This window comes from Hymenobacter swuensis DY53 (genome assembly GCF_000576555.1).
Classification (GTDB): domain Bacteria; phylum Bacteroidota; class Bacteroidia; order Cytophagales; family Hymenobacteraceae; genus Hymenobacter; species Hymenobacter swuensis.
The window spans coordinates 2,897,635-2,910,063 of sequence record NZ_CP007145.1 but is presented as its reverse complement, the minus strand read 5'-3'; the positions used below and the strand labels follow the sequence as shown (position 1 = coordinate 2,910,063).

Below are 12,429 nucleotides of genomic sequence, written 5' to 3'. Positions count from 1 at the left end.
AAAAGTTGAAGCTTCAACAAGCAGAAGATGAGTTACTAGGGTGGAAACGCAACGTGCCGTCCCGGAAAACTGGCGGGGCGGCACGTCGGGAGTGCAAGTATAGGAGGTTTTCCGTATTCGCGCCGTGTAAGGTTACGCCGTGCGCGGGTCGGGTTTGGGGTCGTAGGCCCATTTCAGGTACAGCGCACCCCAAGTGAAGCCGCCGCCAAAGGCGGCAATGATCAGGTTATCACCTTTGCGCAGTTGCTGCTCGTAGTCGGAGAGGCAGAGCGGGATGGTGCCGTTGGTGGTGTTGCCGTACTTGTGAATGTTGAGCATTACCTTCTCCGGGCCGATGCCCACACGGTGGGCCGTAGCATCAATGATGCGTTTGTTGGCCTGATGCGGTACCAGCCAGTCAATAGTATCGGCCGAAAGGCCGTTGCGCTCCGATACTTGGGCGGCCACGTCGGCCATGTTTTTCACGGCAAACTTGAACACGGCCGCACCTTCCTGGTACACATAATGCTCGCGGTGAGCTACGGTATCGGCCGACGGGGGACGGCGTGAACCGCCGGCTTTCTGGTGCAGGTATTGCTCGCCATTGCCATCGGAGTGGAGCTCTTGGTCGAGCAGGCCCAAGCCCTCGGTGTTCGGTTCCAGCAGCACGGCCCCGGCCCCGTCTCCGAAGATGATGCAGGTAGCGCGGTCGGTGTAGTCAATAATGCTCGACATTTTATCGGCCCCCACTACCACTACTTTCTTGTAGGTACCGGTGGCAATAAACTGCGAGCCGGTGGCCAGCGCGTACATAAAGCCCGAGCAGGCCGCCTGCATATCGAAGCTGAAAGCCTTAGTAGCGCCTACGGCCGCCGAAATAATGTTGGCTGTCGCCGGAAAAACCAGGTCGGGAGTGGTAGTGGCGCAGATCAGCAGGTCGATGTCTTCGGCTTTGTTGCCGGTTTTGGCCAGCAACTGCTTTACCGCCTTAATTCCCATCACCGAAGTTCCCTGATTTTCGCCCTTCAGAATGTGCCGCTCCTTAATTCCCGTACGGCTTAAAATCCACTCATCGGTGGTATCTACCAAGGTTTCAAGCTCTTGGTTGGTCAGCACGTAATCGGGTACGTAGGAACCGACTCCGGTAATGGCAGCGGTAATCTTCATCAGCGAATTGGGAACAGCAGATGCGGCAAAGGAAAAGTCCGGCTTAGCGGCCGGACTTACAGTCGCTCTTAGGACTTGAAGGTGTTTTTTATCTGATCGGCAATACCGGAGTGGGCCATTTGATAGCCTTGCAGCAGCATGTTACAGATGGCTTGGGGAGTGCTTACCCCGTGGCCGATGATGGCGTTGTCATTGATGCCGAGAATGGGTGAACCACCCACGGCTTCGTAGTTGAACTTGTCGAGGAACGGGTCGTGAATGTTCTTTTCGGCAATGACATCATACACCGATTCGGCCATTTTCAGGACCACATTGCCCGTAAATCCATCGCACACAATTACGTCGGCTTTGTCGTTGAACAGGTCGCGGCCCTCAATATTGCCGATGAAGTGAATATGGGGATTCACTTTCAGCAACTGATGCGCGGCTTGGGTGATGGCCGTGCCTTTGCCTTCTTCCTCGCCCAAGTTCATGAGGCCCACCTTGGGTTTCTCGATGCCCAACACGTACTGCGCGTACAACGAGCCCAACTCGCCGAATTGCTCCAGCATTTCGGGCTTGCATTCTGCATTGGCTCCCACGTCCAGCATGATACCCATACCGCCGTGCAGCTTGGGTACAAAATTGGCAATGGCAGGGCGCATCACACCGGGCACGGCCTTCACGCTGAACATCGCACCCACCAGCATCGCACCGGTGTTGCCGGCCGAGCAGAAAGCCTCCACTTCGCCCGTGGCCAACAGCTTGTAGCCGATGGCAATGCTGGAATCCTGCTTCTGCTGATAGGCTTTGGCCGGATGCTCGCCCATCTCAATGATCTGGGAAGCGGAAACCAGGGTAAGGTCGGCAGCGGCGGCACCGTGCTGATCCAGCAGGGGGCGCACGGCAGCTTCCTGGCCGATGAGCACTATCTGGGCCTTACCGGCCAGCACTTGGGCGGCCAGTACGGCCCCATCGACGGCGGCCTGAGGAGCAAAATCGCCCCCCATTGCGTCCAGGGCTATCTTCATGAACGGGGAATCAAAGAGGTCCGGGAGAGAAACCTCGGGGCCGCAGCTCACCGCCCGGGGCAGGTTCCAGAGTCGGAAGCCAACCGTCGGGCGGTGATAGGGGTTGCGGAGCCGCGAGGCAATAAGCAACTAACGTACGACTATTCTTCGTCGTTGTCAGTAGGGGCCGGAGCAGCTACAGGAGCATAATCTTTGATGGCAACTTTACCGTTCAAGTACAGGTCGCCGTCAACCACGTAAGCTTTGTGACGTAGGTGCAGCTCACCGGTAGTGGCGCATACGGTTACTGCCTTCGGGGTCAGTTTGTAGTGGCTACGACGCTTGTTGCGGGTAGCAGAGGAGGTCCGGCGCTTAGGATGTGCCATGGTCGGGAAAAGTTAAAAAAGTAAAAGTTTAAGAGAGAGAATCAGGCCGAATACAGGCTAATTCAGGTTTTTGAGCGCATTCCAGCGCGGGTCAGTGTCGTCGTCATCCGAGTCGTCCTCGCCTTCCTTGCGGGTGGTGAAGATGAGCGTGGCGTCGGCATCAGGATTTTCGTCGGGCTCATTCTGGAAGCGCGGGTGCAGCTTCTTCATGGGCAGGGCCAGCCCGATGTAGTCGAACAGGTGCTGGGCCAGCGGGAGCGTCTGGGTATCGGGCGTGATTTGCAACACGTTGTCGTCCAGTTCCTGGGTCTCCTCGCCAAAGCGCACCAGCAACTGCTCCTGCGCGTCAATTTTCTGGTCGTAGTCGTCCAGGCTCCGGTCGCAAACCTGGCGCACGGTACCTCGGAGGTCAAAATCCACGGTAATGAGCCGCTCGGTTTTGGTCAGGGTAATGTCAGCATGCACGCTGCCATCCGGAATCAGCTCCTGGTCGAACAACTCAAAGAAGGAGCGGTCCAGGTCAAACGCAAAATGGTGCGTTTTATCAGCCAACCGGGCAATGTTTATGTCGTATTGCGAATCCTTCTTCACGGTGATTTTTTAGCAAGGGGGCAAAAGTAACAAGTTTTGCCCGTTTTGTAAAAGCAACAGCGGTGTTATGCGGTGCGCTAGGCGTTCTTCAGGATAAAATCCGAGGGAATGCCCAGCCGCTCGTACAGCCGCTTGGCCAAGTCGAGGGTAACGCGTCGCTTGCCGCTCAGAATCTGGGAGAGACGCCCGGCCGGTACTTCCAGCAATTCGGCCAGCTCCTTTTGTTTCAGCCGCATCTGCTGGCGCTTCAACTCAATCATTTCGGCCAGGGAGGTCGGCAGGTTGGGAATCGGCAGCAGGCCCAGCTTGCTTTCGTAGATGTCAAGGGCCGTAATCAGTTCCCGAAACTCCGTTTCCAGAGCCACGTTGCCTTCCACGCCCGCCACTACCAGCGCATCGAGGCGGCGCAAGGCGGTACGGTAGTCGGTGGGAGTAGACAGCTGCATGAAACCGGATAAAAAGCAAAACGGAGCCGAACCGGCTCCGCTGATTACGGCTGCAAACTTACAGCGTAATTTTAAAACCGCAAAGTAAATTTCGTTTTTGGAAAGTAAATTTCTGTTTGGTGCGCATGATGTAGCGCCGGAATTACCGCTCCGGCGCAGAAGGAATCTGAGGTTTTCGGTTGAAACGATTCGTCTCAGATTTCTTCTGCGTCGGAATGACAAACGCCAAGATGATTAAACGGCGCTAATCGTTGCGGGCACTGCGGGGGGCGGGGCCAGGAATCAGAGGCTTAATTTCGGCCTCCGACTTGCGGTAGCGCACCAGCTCACAGGCCATATAGAGCGCCTCACGGAAGGACGTTTCGTCGGCCTGGAACTTGCCGGCCAGGCCGTAAGCTGTGCCGTGGTCGGGAGAAGTGCGGATGACCGGCAGGCCTGCCGTGAAGTTTACGCCCCGCTCGAAGGCCAGGGTTTTGAATGGAATCAGGCCCTGGTCGTGGTACAACGACAGGGTGGCGTCGAACTGCTTGAACTGGCGGGTGCCAAAGTAGCCATCGGCCGGAAAAGGGCCGTAGGCCAAGTGGCCTTCCTCCTGGAAATGGCGCAGGACAGGCGTCACTACGTCGGCTTCCTCCGTGCCAAGCAGGCCGTTTTCGCCGGCGTGGGGGTTGAGGCCGAGTACGGCCACGCGTGGCTTTTCAATCCCGAAATCGTGCTTCAGTGAGTGCAGCAGGATGCGCAGTTTGGCCGTGAGCAGCTCCTTGGTTACCCGACCCGGTACGTCCTTGAGTGGAATGTGACCCGTGACGGTGGCCACGCGCAGGCCGTCGGCAGCCAGCAGCATCAGGCTCTCTTTGGCCTCAAAGAAACTGGTTAGAAACTCGGTGTGGCCGGGGAAGCGAAAGTCGTCGGCCTGGGTGTTTTCCTTGCTGATGGGGGCCGTCACGAGGGCATCGAGCAGGCCGGCTTTCAGGTCGCGGGCGGCGGCCTGCAGGCTTAGGCGGGCAGCAGTGCCGCTGGCCGGGCTGGGCTGGCCGGGCGTGAGGTGGTAGTCCTCATCCCAGCACGTGACGGCGTTGTGCTTGCCGGGGGCAATATCGGCCGCCTCGCGCACCTGCCGGAAGGTGAGGGGCTCGTGGCTGGCGTCTTGCGGGAAGTCATCGAACAGGACGGCGGCCGTGCCGTAGACCACCGGCGTGCAGAACTTGAGCAGGCGCTGGTCGAGGAAGGTTTTATAGATGATTTCCGGGCCGATGCCGGCCAGGTCGCCGACGGAAATACCGATGCGTGGGAGCATTACGTGGTGTGCTGATGATTGATGAGTTGATAAGCGGCTGAGGCGGGAAGTTCTAAATAGAACGTCATTCTGAGCTCTGCGAGGAATCTCGCGTGCTGACGTTGTAGTGGTAATCCAACAAAGCGTTGGAGCCGCCTCAATAAAATCAGCTGGCTAATTACTTAACCAACGTCAGCACGCGAAATTCCTCGCAGAGCTCAGAATGACGTTCCTGGAATTTAGACCAGACCCTTCAGAAACGCATACGTGGAGCGGATGGCGGTGCCGGTACCGCCTTTGCCGCGGTAGGAATCGGGAGCGGTGAGGAAGGCGGGGCCAGCAATGTCGAAGTGGACCCAGGGGTAGCCCTCGGTGAAGCGCTCTAGGAACTTGCCGGCTGAAATGGCCCCGGCTTCGGCCTTGCCCAAGTTGCTGATATCGGCAATGGGGCTCTTGATATGGTCGGCGTACTCATCCCAGAGGGGGAATTCCACCAGCCGCTCGTGAGTAGCATTACCGGCTTTTTTGAGGGCCAGCATAGTTTCCTCGTCGGCGGTACCCATGTACACGGTGCCCTCCGTGCCGATGGCGCGCACGGCTGAGCCGGTAAGCGTAGCGTAGTCAAGTACCAGCTGGGGCTCATACTTCCTGGCAAAGGCCAGGGCATCGGCCAGAATGAGGCGTCCTTCGGCGTCGGTATTCATCACCTCTACGGTGAGGCCGCTGTACATGGTAATCACGTCGCCGGGAGCCAGGGCGGGGCCGCCGGGGCGGTTGTCGGTGGCCGGCACCAGCCCAATAACGTGCAGGGGTACTTTGTTTTTGGCCAGGGCCGAGAGCAGACCCACCACCACGGCCGCACCGGCCATGTCGCACTTCATCAGGTCCATGCTGTTGGGCGTGGGCTTGAGGCTGAGGCCGCCAGTATCGAACACCACGCCCTTGCCCACCAGCACAATGGGCTTGGTGTTGGTGGCGCTTTCGGGCTTGTACTCCATGATGGTGAAGGTGGGCGGTTCGGGGCTGCCCTGGTTCACGGCCAGCAGGCCACCCATCCGCAGGGCCTCAATGCGCACCAGGTCCAACACTTCTACATGAAAGCCGGCCTCTTCGCCGGCCTGCTCGAAGCGCTGGGCCAGCTGGGTAGCGTTGAGGTGGGAGTAGGGCATGTTCACTAGGTCGCGGGCTAGGTACACACCCTGCAGCACGCCGTCCAGTTCCCGCACCTGCTCCTGGGAAAGTCCCGCGCCCACCAGCGTGAGTTGCTGGAGCGTGGACGGCTTCTTCGATTTTTCGTCGGTTTTGTAGCCCTCAAATTGGTAGGCGGTGAGAGCCAGACCCTCGGCCAGGGACAGCGCGCCGGTGTGAGTCAGGTCGCAGAGGTAGAGTTCCGCAATTTTATCGGCTTTGAGGCGGGCGTGGAGTTGGTGGCCGGCCTTGCGCAACGCCTCAGCCGTGAGGGCCGCCGTTTTCTTCTCGTCAGCCACCACAAAGTAGTGGTGGTGAGTATACTGGTTGATGCTGATGAGCTTGTCATCGGCCTGGAGGCGGGTGGCCACGTACTGGCGGGCGGCCTCGGGCAGGTCGGCGGCGGCGGTTACGGGCAACTCCCGCGTGCCGGCTGGCAGAATGAACACGGCATCGGCAATGGCGGGGAAATCGGCGGCGTAGGCGAGGGAAAGTGGCATGAGACGAAGCAAGTAAATGGAAAGTAGCTGCCGCGCTTCGGCCCCGGGCACGAAGAAACGGCTGCCACTGGCGTATCTTTAGGCCGTGAAGGTAGCCGATTTATAGAAGTGAGAGAGGAGAAGTGAGAAGTTAGCAGTGAGTCTAACGAGTGCACTTTCCTGCTCTGCTTGTTACAAGTCAGTTTCGGGGCCGTGCGTTGGCTTTGGAGGCTACGTTGAAGAAGAACCCGCTCTACCTCTCACTTCTCTGTACTCACTTCTATAAAAGAATGGATTCCGTTAAAGCCAAAAAGCACCTCGGGCAGCACTTTCTCAACGACCCCAACATTGCCCGCAACATTGTGGAGGCCCTGCGCCTGCCCGATGGGGTGAAGGAGGTGCTGGAAATTGGCCCCGGTATGGGTGTGCTCACTCAGACGCTGCTCCAGCACCCCGAGTATCGGACCTCCGTGGTGGAAATTGACCGGGATTCGGTGGCGTACCTGGGCAAGCACTACCCGGCGCTGGAAGACCGGATTTACTCCCAGGATTTCTTGAAAATGGACCTGGCTAAGCTATACGACGGGCAGCCGCTGACCATCATCGGCAACTTTCCCTATAACATCAGCTCCCAGATCTACTTCCAGGTGCTGGCCCACCGCCAGCAGGTGCGCGAGTGTGTAGGCATGATTCAGAAGGAAGTAGCCGACCGCTTGGCCGAAGGCCCCGGCTCCAAAACCTACGGCATCCTGAGCGTGCTGCTCCAAGCGTTTTATACTATCGAGTATCTGTTTACAGTACCTCCGCACGTATTCAGCCCGCCGCCCAAGGTGCAGTCGGCTGTTATCCGCCTCACCCGCAACAAAACCGAGCAACTGGCCTGCGACGAGAAACTGTTCTTTAAAGTAGTGAAGCAGGCCTTTTCCACCCGGCGCAAAACTCTGCGCAACGCGCTAAAGCCGCTGGGCATGCCCCCCGAAGCCACCACCGACCCCATCTTCGACAAGCGCGCCGAGCAGCTCAGCGTCGCCGATTTCGTGGGGCTGACGCAATGGGTTGAGGATCAATTAAAAATAAAGAATTAAAAATTTAAAATGGGGCTATGAGGCGGCTATGTAGGGTTGTTGTTCCGGGGGTACTGCTGATGGCTGTCGGCTTGCTGGGCAGCTGTCAATGGGTGCTGGGTTTGATACCGGATGAGGATAAAATTACGCACGTAGCGGGGCGCTACTATACCGCCGCAATAGATGATGCTGGAACTGCGCTACACTGGTATGCGGACGAACATCATTATGGTACACAGCCTTTGTTAGAGGCTGTGTACCATACCCGTCTTTGTGGTAATTACCTAGTGGCGCGAGCCGGCACAGACTTCTATGTGGTGTACCCGGTGCAAGTGCATTCTTGGGAAGATGCGAAGCAGAAACAGGAGGGACCTTTTGACCGAAAAGAATTGATGGAAAAATTGCTGCGCCTGACGGGTGATACTACGCTCAATCAAACCGGACCCTTTTAATTTTTAATTCTCAATTTTTAATTAAAAAATGTCCCTCTGCCTCGTCATCGACGAAATGCACCCCAGTCTGCCGGCATACTTGGAGCCGCTGGGCGTGACGCTGCACTACCGACCCGATCTGAAGGCGGCTGACGTGCCCGCTGCGCTGGCCGCGCATCCCTACGACGGGCTGCTGGTGCGCTCCAAGCTGCGCGTGACGCGGGAGCTGCTGGCCCACGGCCCGCACCTGCGCTACGTGGGCCGGGCCGGGGCCGGCGTTGATAATATTGACGAGGAGGCCCTGGCCGCCGCCGGCGTAACCCTGCTCAACGCCCCCGAGGGCAACCGCGACGCGGTGGGCGAGTACGCCGTGGGCCTGCTGCTGGCCCTGTTCCGCAACATTGCCCGCGCCGACCAGGAGGTGCGCCAGGGCCAGTGGCGGCGGGAGGCCAACCGGGGCGAGGAAATCGGGGGCAAAACCATCGGGCTGCTGGGCTACGGGCACATGGGCAAGGCGTTTGCCCGGCGCCTCCAGGCTTTCGACTGCACCGTGCTGGCCCATGACCACGACCCGCGCGTGGAGCCCAACCACCACGCCACGCTGGTGCCGCTGGCCGAGCTGCAACAGCGCGCGGAGGTGCTAAGCCTGCACATTCCGTATTCGGCCGCTAACCACCATGCAGTGAACGAGGGGTTTCTGGCCGGTTTCCGCCAGCCGCTGTGGCTGCTGAACACAGCCCGGGGCGAGGTGCTCGACCACGCCGCCGTGGTGCACTGCCTGCAAACCGGCCAGCTGCGCGGCGCCGCCCTCGACGTGCTCGAAAACGAAAAGCTCACCACTCTGAACCCCGAGCAACAGGCGCGTTATGAGTACCTGCGCACGGCCCCGAACGTGGTGCTCTCGCCCCATGTGGGCGGCTGGAGCTTCCAGAGCTACGAGCGTATCAACCGGGTGCTGGCCGAGAAGCTGCGCACGTTCCTGGGGAAGTAATCAGGCCTGAATTCAGCTGTCAGGTCTGAGTGCCGCGAAGGATCTTCTTTCGCGTGAACAAGTAGTTATAGGGGCTGCTGTTCTCATGTGCCAAGGCCCTTCGCGGTGTTCAGGATGAAGGCCGAGTTTTCCGCCCCGTCGCCTCTTTCCCCAACGTTTCGTATATTTGCCTAAACCTGTTCCGGGGAGAACGGCCAGCCGTGCTGGCCGTTCTCCTTGTTTTTTGAGCTTACATCACCCCACCATGTCTACCATCAACTACTATACTCCCGAAGGTCTTCAGAAGCTGAAGGATGAGCTCCAGGACCTCAAAATCCGTGGCCGCGCCAAGGCTGCCGACGACCTGCGCGAAGCCCGCGACAAGGGTGACCTGAGCGAAAACGCCGAGTACGATGCCGCCAAGGAAGCCCAGGGGTTGTTGGAGCTGAAAATCTCCAAGCTGGAGGAAGTGGTCGGCAACGCCCGTCTGCTCGATGAGACCAACCTGGACCTGACCAAGGTGCTCATCATGAGCAAAGTGAAACTCAAGAACCTGAAGAACAACATGGTGCTCGACTACACGCTGGTAGCCGAGGAAGAAGCCAACCTGGCCGCCGGTAAAATCTCCGTAAAGTCGCCCATCGGCAAAGGTCTGCTGGGCAAATCGGCCGGCGATACCGCCGAAATCACGGTGCCGGCTGGCAAGCTGCAGTTCGAAATTCTGGAAATCAGCCGCTAGCGGTGAAGTGGTGAGTTAGTGAATCTCATCAACTACCTGAAAGGGCGAAGCCACCAGCTTCGCCCTTTTGCGTTTTGCCGCGTACTTTGGCTGAATTCTGCACATAATCTTTCGCAACTTCACCACTTCACAAACTCACCGCATGCCTTCCATTTTCTCCCGCATCGTGTCCGGCGAGCTGCCCGCTTTTAAGGTGGCCGAGGACGAGCATCATCTGGCCTTTCTAGACATTACGCCGCTGGTGGAGGGCCACACGCTGGTCATTCCGAAGCGCGAAGTCGACTATATTTTTGATATGGCACCGGCCGAGCTAGCCTCTCTGCACCTGTTTGCCCAGCGCGTGGCCAAGGGCGTGAAAGCCGCCGTGCCCTGCAAGCGGGTGGGCGTGGCTGTTATCGGGCTGGAAGTGCCCCACGCCCACATCCACCTGATTCCGATGAACAATGTAGCGGATATGAACTTCGCCAACCCCAAAATTAAGGTGGCCGAGCAGCGCATGAACCAGCTGGCCGCCGCCATCGGGGCCCAGGTACCGGCCGTGGTGAGTGGCACCGCTGCCGCTCCCGTCGACCCGCGCGACACCAAAGGTGGCCGCGAAACCACTGAAGCAACAGAACCGGAAACCAAACAAGGTAAGCCTGATGCCACCGACCCGGCCCTGGCTACCCTGCGCGACATGACCACCGGCTTAGTGTACATGAGCGAGGGCGACGCGCCGCTGGAACCGGTAAGCTTTGCGGCCCCCGCCGGTAGTCTCACCGATGCGACCCTAGCCCAGCTGGCCGGCCTGCCCGCCGACACCAAAGTGGAAAAACAGGAGCTGACTTACTTCCTGCGCAACCACACCGCCGACAATGGTGTGCTAGGTAACCCCGAGCTGGCCAACCGCTTCAAGGCCTTGCAGATGTACTTAAAGCAGGAGCTCAGCGGCACGCAGGTATACCGTTTGGGCACCGGCCCGCAGGTGCCCGTGTTGGTGCTGGGCGAGGCCGAAGGCGGCAAGCTCCAGGGCTTCAAAACCGTGCTGACGGAAACCTAAAGCGTAGCAAAGCAATGCACCAGAAGCAGCTTTTTTGCCCGGCAGTAGCTGGGCAGAGAAGCTGCTTCCGTTTTTAACATTGGTAAAAAGAAACCCGCACTGGGGGCCGCAACTTTGTGGCCTCACGTTTCCTCCGAGCAATGCAGTGGTTGTTTTTGATATTGGCCGGGTTAGCCGAAGTGGCCTTTGCCTTCTGCCTGGGCAAAGCCAAGCTGACTATGGGCTCTGAGTCCGTTACCTGGTATGCGGTTTTTGCCGTTTTCTCAGTCCTGAGTTTCTGCCTGCTCAACCTCAGTCTGGCGCACATACCCCTGGGTACTGCCTACGCCGTCTGGACGGGGATTGGGGCCGTGGGTAAGGCCCTGCTGGGCGTACTGGTGTTTGGCGACCCGCTGACGGGCCCGCGCCTCTTTTTTCTCTGCACCCTGATTGGCTCAGTGCTGGGGCTGAAGGCAGTTTCGCACTAGAGGTACCGGGCTGCTTTGAACTTGGCGCGCACGCGACTCAGCGTAACCTGCGTGATGCCCAGATAAGAGGCAATGTGACCCAGCGCCACGCGTTGCAGCAGGTGCGGGCTTTGCTGCAACAGCTCGGCGTAGCGTTCCTCGGCGGTGCGGAACTGGCGGGCAATGAGTTGCTGCTCCGTTAGAAGCCACACGCGTTCCACCATCACCCGCCCCCAATTGGCCAGGTGCACGTCGGTGCGGTAGAGCTGCCGCAGTGTGGGCATATCGAGGCGAAATAAGCTGCTGTTTTCCAGTAGCTCAATGGTTTCGTAGCTCACGGTTTGCTCGGTGTAGCCCCGAATGGAGGCGAGAACTGCTCCTTCACAGGAAAACCAGAAGGTTACTTCCCGGTCGGCGCGGCGGGCGTAAGCCCGGGCCAGACCGTGTTGTAGCACATAGATATGACGGGCCAACTGGTCGTCGCGGAACAGCAGGGTGCCCTGTGGCAATTCCACGTACTCCGCCAGGGCCAGCATTTTCTGTAAGGAGGCATCAGGAAGCGGATACGTAGTCCGGAGAATCTCGGGCAGGGTCATGCGAAGCGAAACAAACGGACGAAGGTTTCAAGGGAGCAAAAGCGCCGGCACCCGAAAAGTACACTACTCACGCACAACTAGTATTTACTGCAAACATGAACCAGATTACCATCGAAAAGGCCAGCCTTCAGGACCTCAGCCACCTGCAGCAAATCGGCCGACAAACGTTCTTCGAAACCTTCTCTGCCAGCAACTCCGAGGAGAATATGCGGACGTACCTGGACGAAGGTTTTTCCGCCGAGAAACTGAGCGCCGAGGTGCAAGACCCTAATTCAGCATTCTATGTTGCCCGGCAGGGCGAGCGGGTCATTGGGTATTTGAAACTGAATACCGGCCCGGCACAAACGGAGCTACAAGACGAGCAAGCCCTCGAAATTGAGCGAATTTATGTGCTACAGGAGTTCCACGGCCAAAAGGTTGGGCAAATGCTATATGAAGAGGCCATGCGTGTGGCAACGCAGATGCGGGCCGCTTACGTGTGGCTGGGCGTATGGGAGGAAAACCCTCGCGCCATTCGGTTTTACCAGAAAAATGGCTTCGTGGAGTTTGACAAACACCTGTTCAAGCTGGGGGATGATGAGCAGACGGACATCCTGATGAAGCGGCCTTTAACTAGTCCCGGTTAACCCTGGGCCGGCTCAAC

Annotated in this window: 15 protein-coding genes; 7 read left to right on the top strand and 8 right to left on the bottom strand. The window is 58.5% G+C overall.

Annotated elements, in window-relative coordinates; translation table 11 throughout:
* Positions 1-132: 132 nt before the first annotated feature.
* From HSW_RS13945 to HSW_RS13915, 7 genes are all read right to left on the bottom strand, one after another.
* Positions 133-1,146: a beta-ketoacyl-ACP synthase III gene (locus HSW_RS13945; RefSeq protein WP_155832980.1), complete on the bottom strand. Its 1,014-nt coding sequence runs from the start codon at positions 1,144-1,146 to the stop codon at positions 133-135.
* 68 nt (positions 1,147-1,214) lie between these two features.
* A complete protein-coding gene (gene plsX, locus HSW_RS13940; protein ID WP_044002433.1) occupies positions 1,215-2,156 on the bottom strand; it encodes a phosphate acyltransferase PlsX in 942 nt (313 codons plus the stop codon).
* 140 nt (positions 2,157-2,296) lie between these two features.
* The gene (rpmF, locus tag HSW_RS13935; RefSeq protein WP_044002432.1) at positions 2,297-2,521 is read right to left on the bottom strand and encodes a 50S ribosomal protein L32; all 225 of its coding nucleotides are present in this window, start codon (positions 2,519-2,521) and stop codon (positions 2,297-2,299) included.
* 57 nt (positions 2,522-2,578) lie between these two features.
* Positions 2,579-3,112 carry a YceD family protein gene (locus HSW_RS13930; RefSeq protein ID WP_044002431.1) on the bottom strand — a complete coding sequence of 178 codons (534 nt, stop codon included), beginning with the start codon at positions 3,110-3,112 and terminating at the stop codon, positions 2,579-2,581.
* Between the two features lie 77 nt (positions 3,113-3,189).
* Complete coding sequence (locus HSW_RS13925) at positions 3,190-3,558, bottom strand: helix-turn-helix domain-containing protein (RefSeq protein ID WP_044002430.1); 369 nt, start codon at positions 3,556-3,558, stop codon at positions 3,190-3,192.
* Positions 3,559-3,802: 244 nt separating this feature from the next.
* Complete coding sequence (pdxA, locus tag HSW_RS13920) at positions 3,803-4,855, bottom strand: 4-hydroxythreonine-4-phosphate dehydrogenase PdxA (protein ID WP_044002429.1); 1,053 nt, start codon at positions 4,853-4,855, stop codon at positions 3,803-3,805.
* 218 nt (positions 4,856-5,073) lie between these two features.
* Positions 5,074-6,522 (bottom strand): leucyl aminopeptidase family protein, encoded by a 1,449-nt coding sequence (locus tag HSW_RS13915; protein WP_044002428.1) that lies wholly within the window; start codon positions 6,520-6,522, stop codon positions 5,074-5,076.
* A 269-nt stretch (positions 6,523-6,791) separates the two neighbouring features.
* On the opposite strand from HSW_RS13915, the gene rsmA reads away from it, so the two are divergent.
* The 6 genes from rsmA (at position 6,792) to HSW_RS13885 (ending at position 11,211) form a co-directional block, all read left to right on the top strand.
* Positions 6,792-7,586, top strand: coding sequence for a 16S rRNA (adenine(1518)-N(6)/adenine(1519)-N(6))-dimethyltransferase RsmA (gene rsmA / locus HSW_RS13910; protein ID WP_044002427.1), 795 nt, complete (start codon positions 6,792-6,794; stop codon positions 7,584-7,586).
* A gap of 59 nt (positions 7,587-7,645) precedes the next feature.
* Positions 7,646-8,017 carry a hypothetical protein gene (locus tag HSW_RS13905; RefSeq protein ID WP_044002425.1) on the top strand — a complete coding sequence of 124 codons (372 nt, stop codon included), beginning with the start codon at positions 7,646-7,648 and terminating at the stop codon, positions 8,015-8,017.
* A gap of 28 nt (positions 8,018-8,045) precedes the next feature.
* Positions 8,046-8,987 (top strand): NAD(P)-dependent oxidoreductase, encoded by a 942-nt coding sequence (locus HSW_RS13900; RefSeq protein ID WP_044002424.1) that lies wholly within the window; start codon positions 8,046-8,048, stop codon positions 8,985-8,987.
* A 244-nt stretch (positions 8,988-9,231) separates the two neighbouring features.
* Positions 9,232-9,705 carry a transcription elongation factor GreA gene (gene greA, locus HSW_RS13895; RefSeq protein ID WP_044002423.1) on the top strand — a complete coding sequence of 158 codons (474 nt, stop codon included), beginning with the start codon at positions 9,232-9,234 and terminating at the stop codon, positions 9,703-9,705.
* Positions 9,706-9,847: 142 nt separating this feature from the next.
* The gene (locus HSW_RS25095; RefSeq protein WP_071883112.1) at positions 9,848-10,744 is read left to right on the top strand and encodes a nuclease A inhibitor family protein; all 897 of its coding nucleotides are present in this window, start codon (positions 9,848-9,850) and stop codon (positions 10,742-10,744) included.
* A gap of 140 nt (positions 10,745-10,884) precedes the next feature.
* Positions 10,885-11,211, top strand: a complete 327-nt coding sequence (locus HSW_RS13885) for a DMT family transporter (protein ID WP_044002422.1) — start codon at positions 10,885-10,887, stop codon at positions 11,209-11,211.
* Here the strand turns inward: HSW_RS13885 and HSW_RS13880 are convergent.
* Positions 11,208-11,786, bottom strand: a complete 579-nt coding sequence (locus HSW_RS13880; protein WP_044002421.1) for a Crp/Fnr family transcriptional regulator — start codon at positions 11,784-11,786, stop codon at positions 11,208-11,210. The two genes, HSW_RS13885 and HSW_RS13880, sit on opposite strands and share 4 nt — an antisense overlap.
* Positions 11,787-11,881: 95 nt before the next feature.
* Here HSW_RS13880 and HSW_RS13875 point away from each other — a divergent pair, with 95 nt between their 5' ends.
* On the top strand, positions 11,882-12,412 hold the full coding sequence (locus tag HSW_RS13875; protein WP_044002420.1) for a GNAT family N-acetyltransferase: 531 nt from the start codon (positions 11,882-11,884) through the stop codon (positions 12,410-12,412).
* Positions 12,413-12,429: the final 17 nt, after the last annotated feature.

Excerpts from the sequence above, each read along its gene's own strand:
- HSW_RS13945 (WP_155832980.1), bottom strand. The coding sequence starts at position 1,146 with ATGAAGATTACCGCTGCCATTACCGGAGTCGGTTCCTACGTACCCGAT.
- plsX (WP_044002433.1), bottom strand. The coding sequence starts at position 2,156 with ATGAAGATAGCCCTGGACGCAATGGGGGGCGATTTTGCTCCTCAGGCC.
- rpmF (WP_044002432.1), bottom strand. The coding sequence starts at position 2,521 with ATGGCACATCCTAAGCGCCGGACCTCCTCTGCTACCCGCAACAAGCGT.
- HSW_RS13925 (WP_044002430.1), bottom strand. The coding sequence starts at position 3,558 with ATGCAGCTGTCTACTCCCACCGACTACCGTACCGCCTTGCGCCGCCTC.
- pdxA (WP_044002429.1), bottom strand. The coding sequence starts at position 4,855 with ATGCTCCCACGCATCGGTATTTCCGTCGGCGACCTGGCCGGCATCGGC.
- HSW_RS13915 (WP_044002428.1), bottom strand. The coding sequence starts at position 6,522 with ATGCCACTTTCCCTCGCCTACGCCGCCGATTTCCCCGCCATTGCCGAT.
- rsmA (WP_044002427.1), top strand. The coding sequence starts at position 6,792 with ATGGATTCCGTTAAAGCCAAAAAGCACCTCGGGCAGCACTTTCTCAAC.
- HSW_RS13905 (WP_044002425.1), top strand. The coding sequence starts at position 7,646 with ATGGCTGTCGGCTTGCTGGGCAGCTGTCAATGGGTGCTGGGTTTGATA.
- HSW_RS13900 (WP_044002424.1), top strand. The coding sequence starts at position 8,046 with ATGTCCCTCTGCCTCGTCATCGACGAAATGCACCCCAGTCTGCCGGCA.
- greA (WP_044002423.1), top strand. The coding sequence starts at position 9,232 with ATGTCTACCATCAACTACTATACTCCCGAAGGTCTTCAGAAGCTGAAG.
- HSW_RS25095 (WP_071883112.1), top strand. The coding sequence starts at position 9,848 with ATGCCTTCCATTTTCTCCCGCATCGTGTCCGGCGAGCTGCCCGCTTTT.
- HSW_RS13885 (WP_044002422.1), top strand. The coding sequence starts at position 10,885 with ATGCAGTGGTTGTTTTTGATATTGGCCGGGTTAGCCGAAGTGGCCTTT.
- HSW_RS13880 (WP_044002421.1), bottom strand. The coding sequence starts at position 11,786 with ATGACCCTGCCCGAGATTCTCCGGACTACGTATCCGCTTCCTGATGCC.
- HSW_RS13875 (WP_044002420.1), top strand. The coding sequence starts at position 11,882 with ATGAACCAGATTACCATCGAAAAGGCCAGCCTTCAGGACCTCAGCCAC.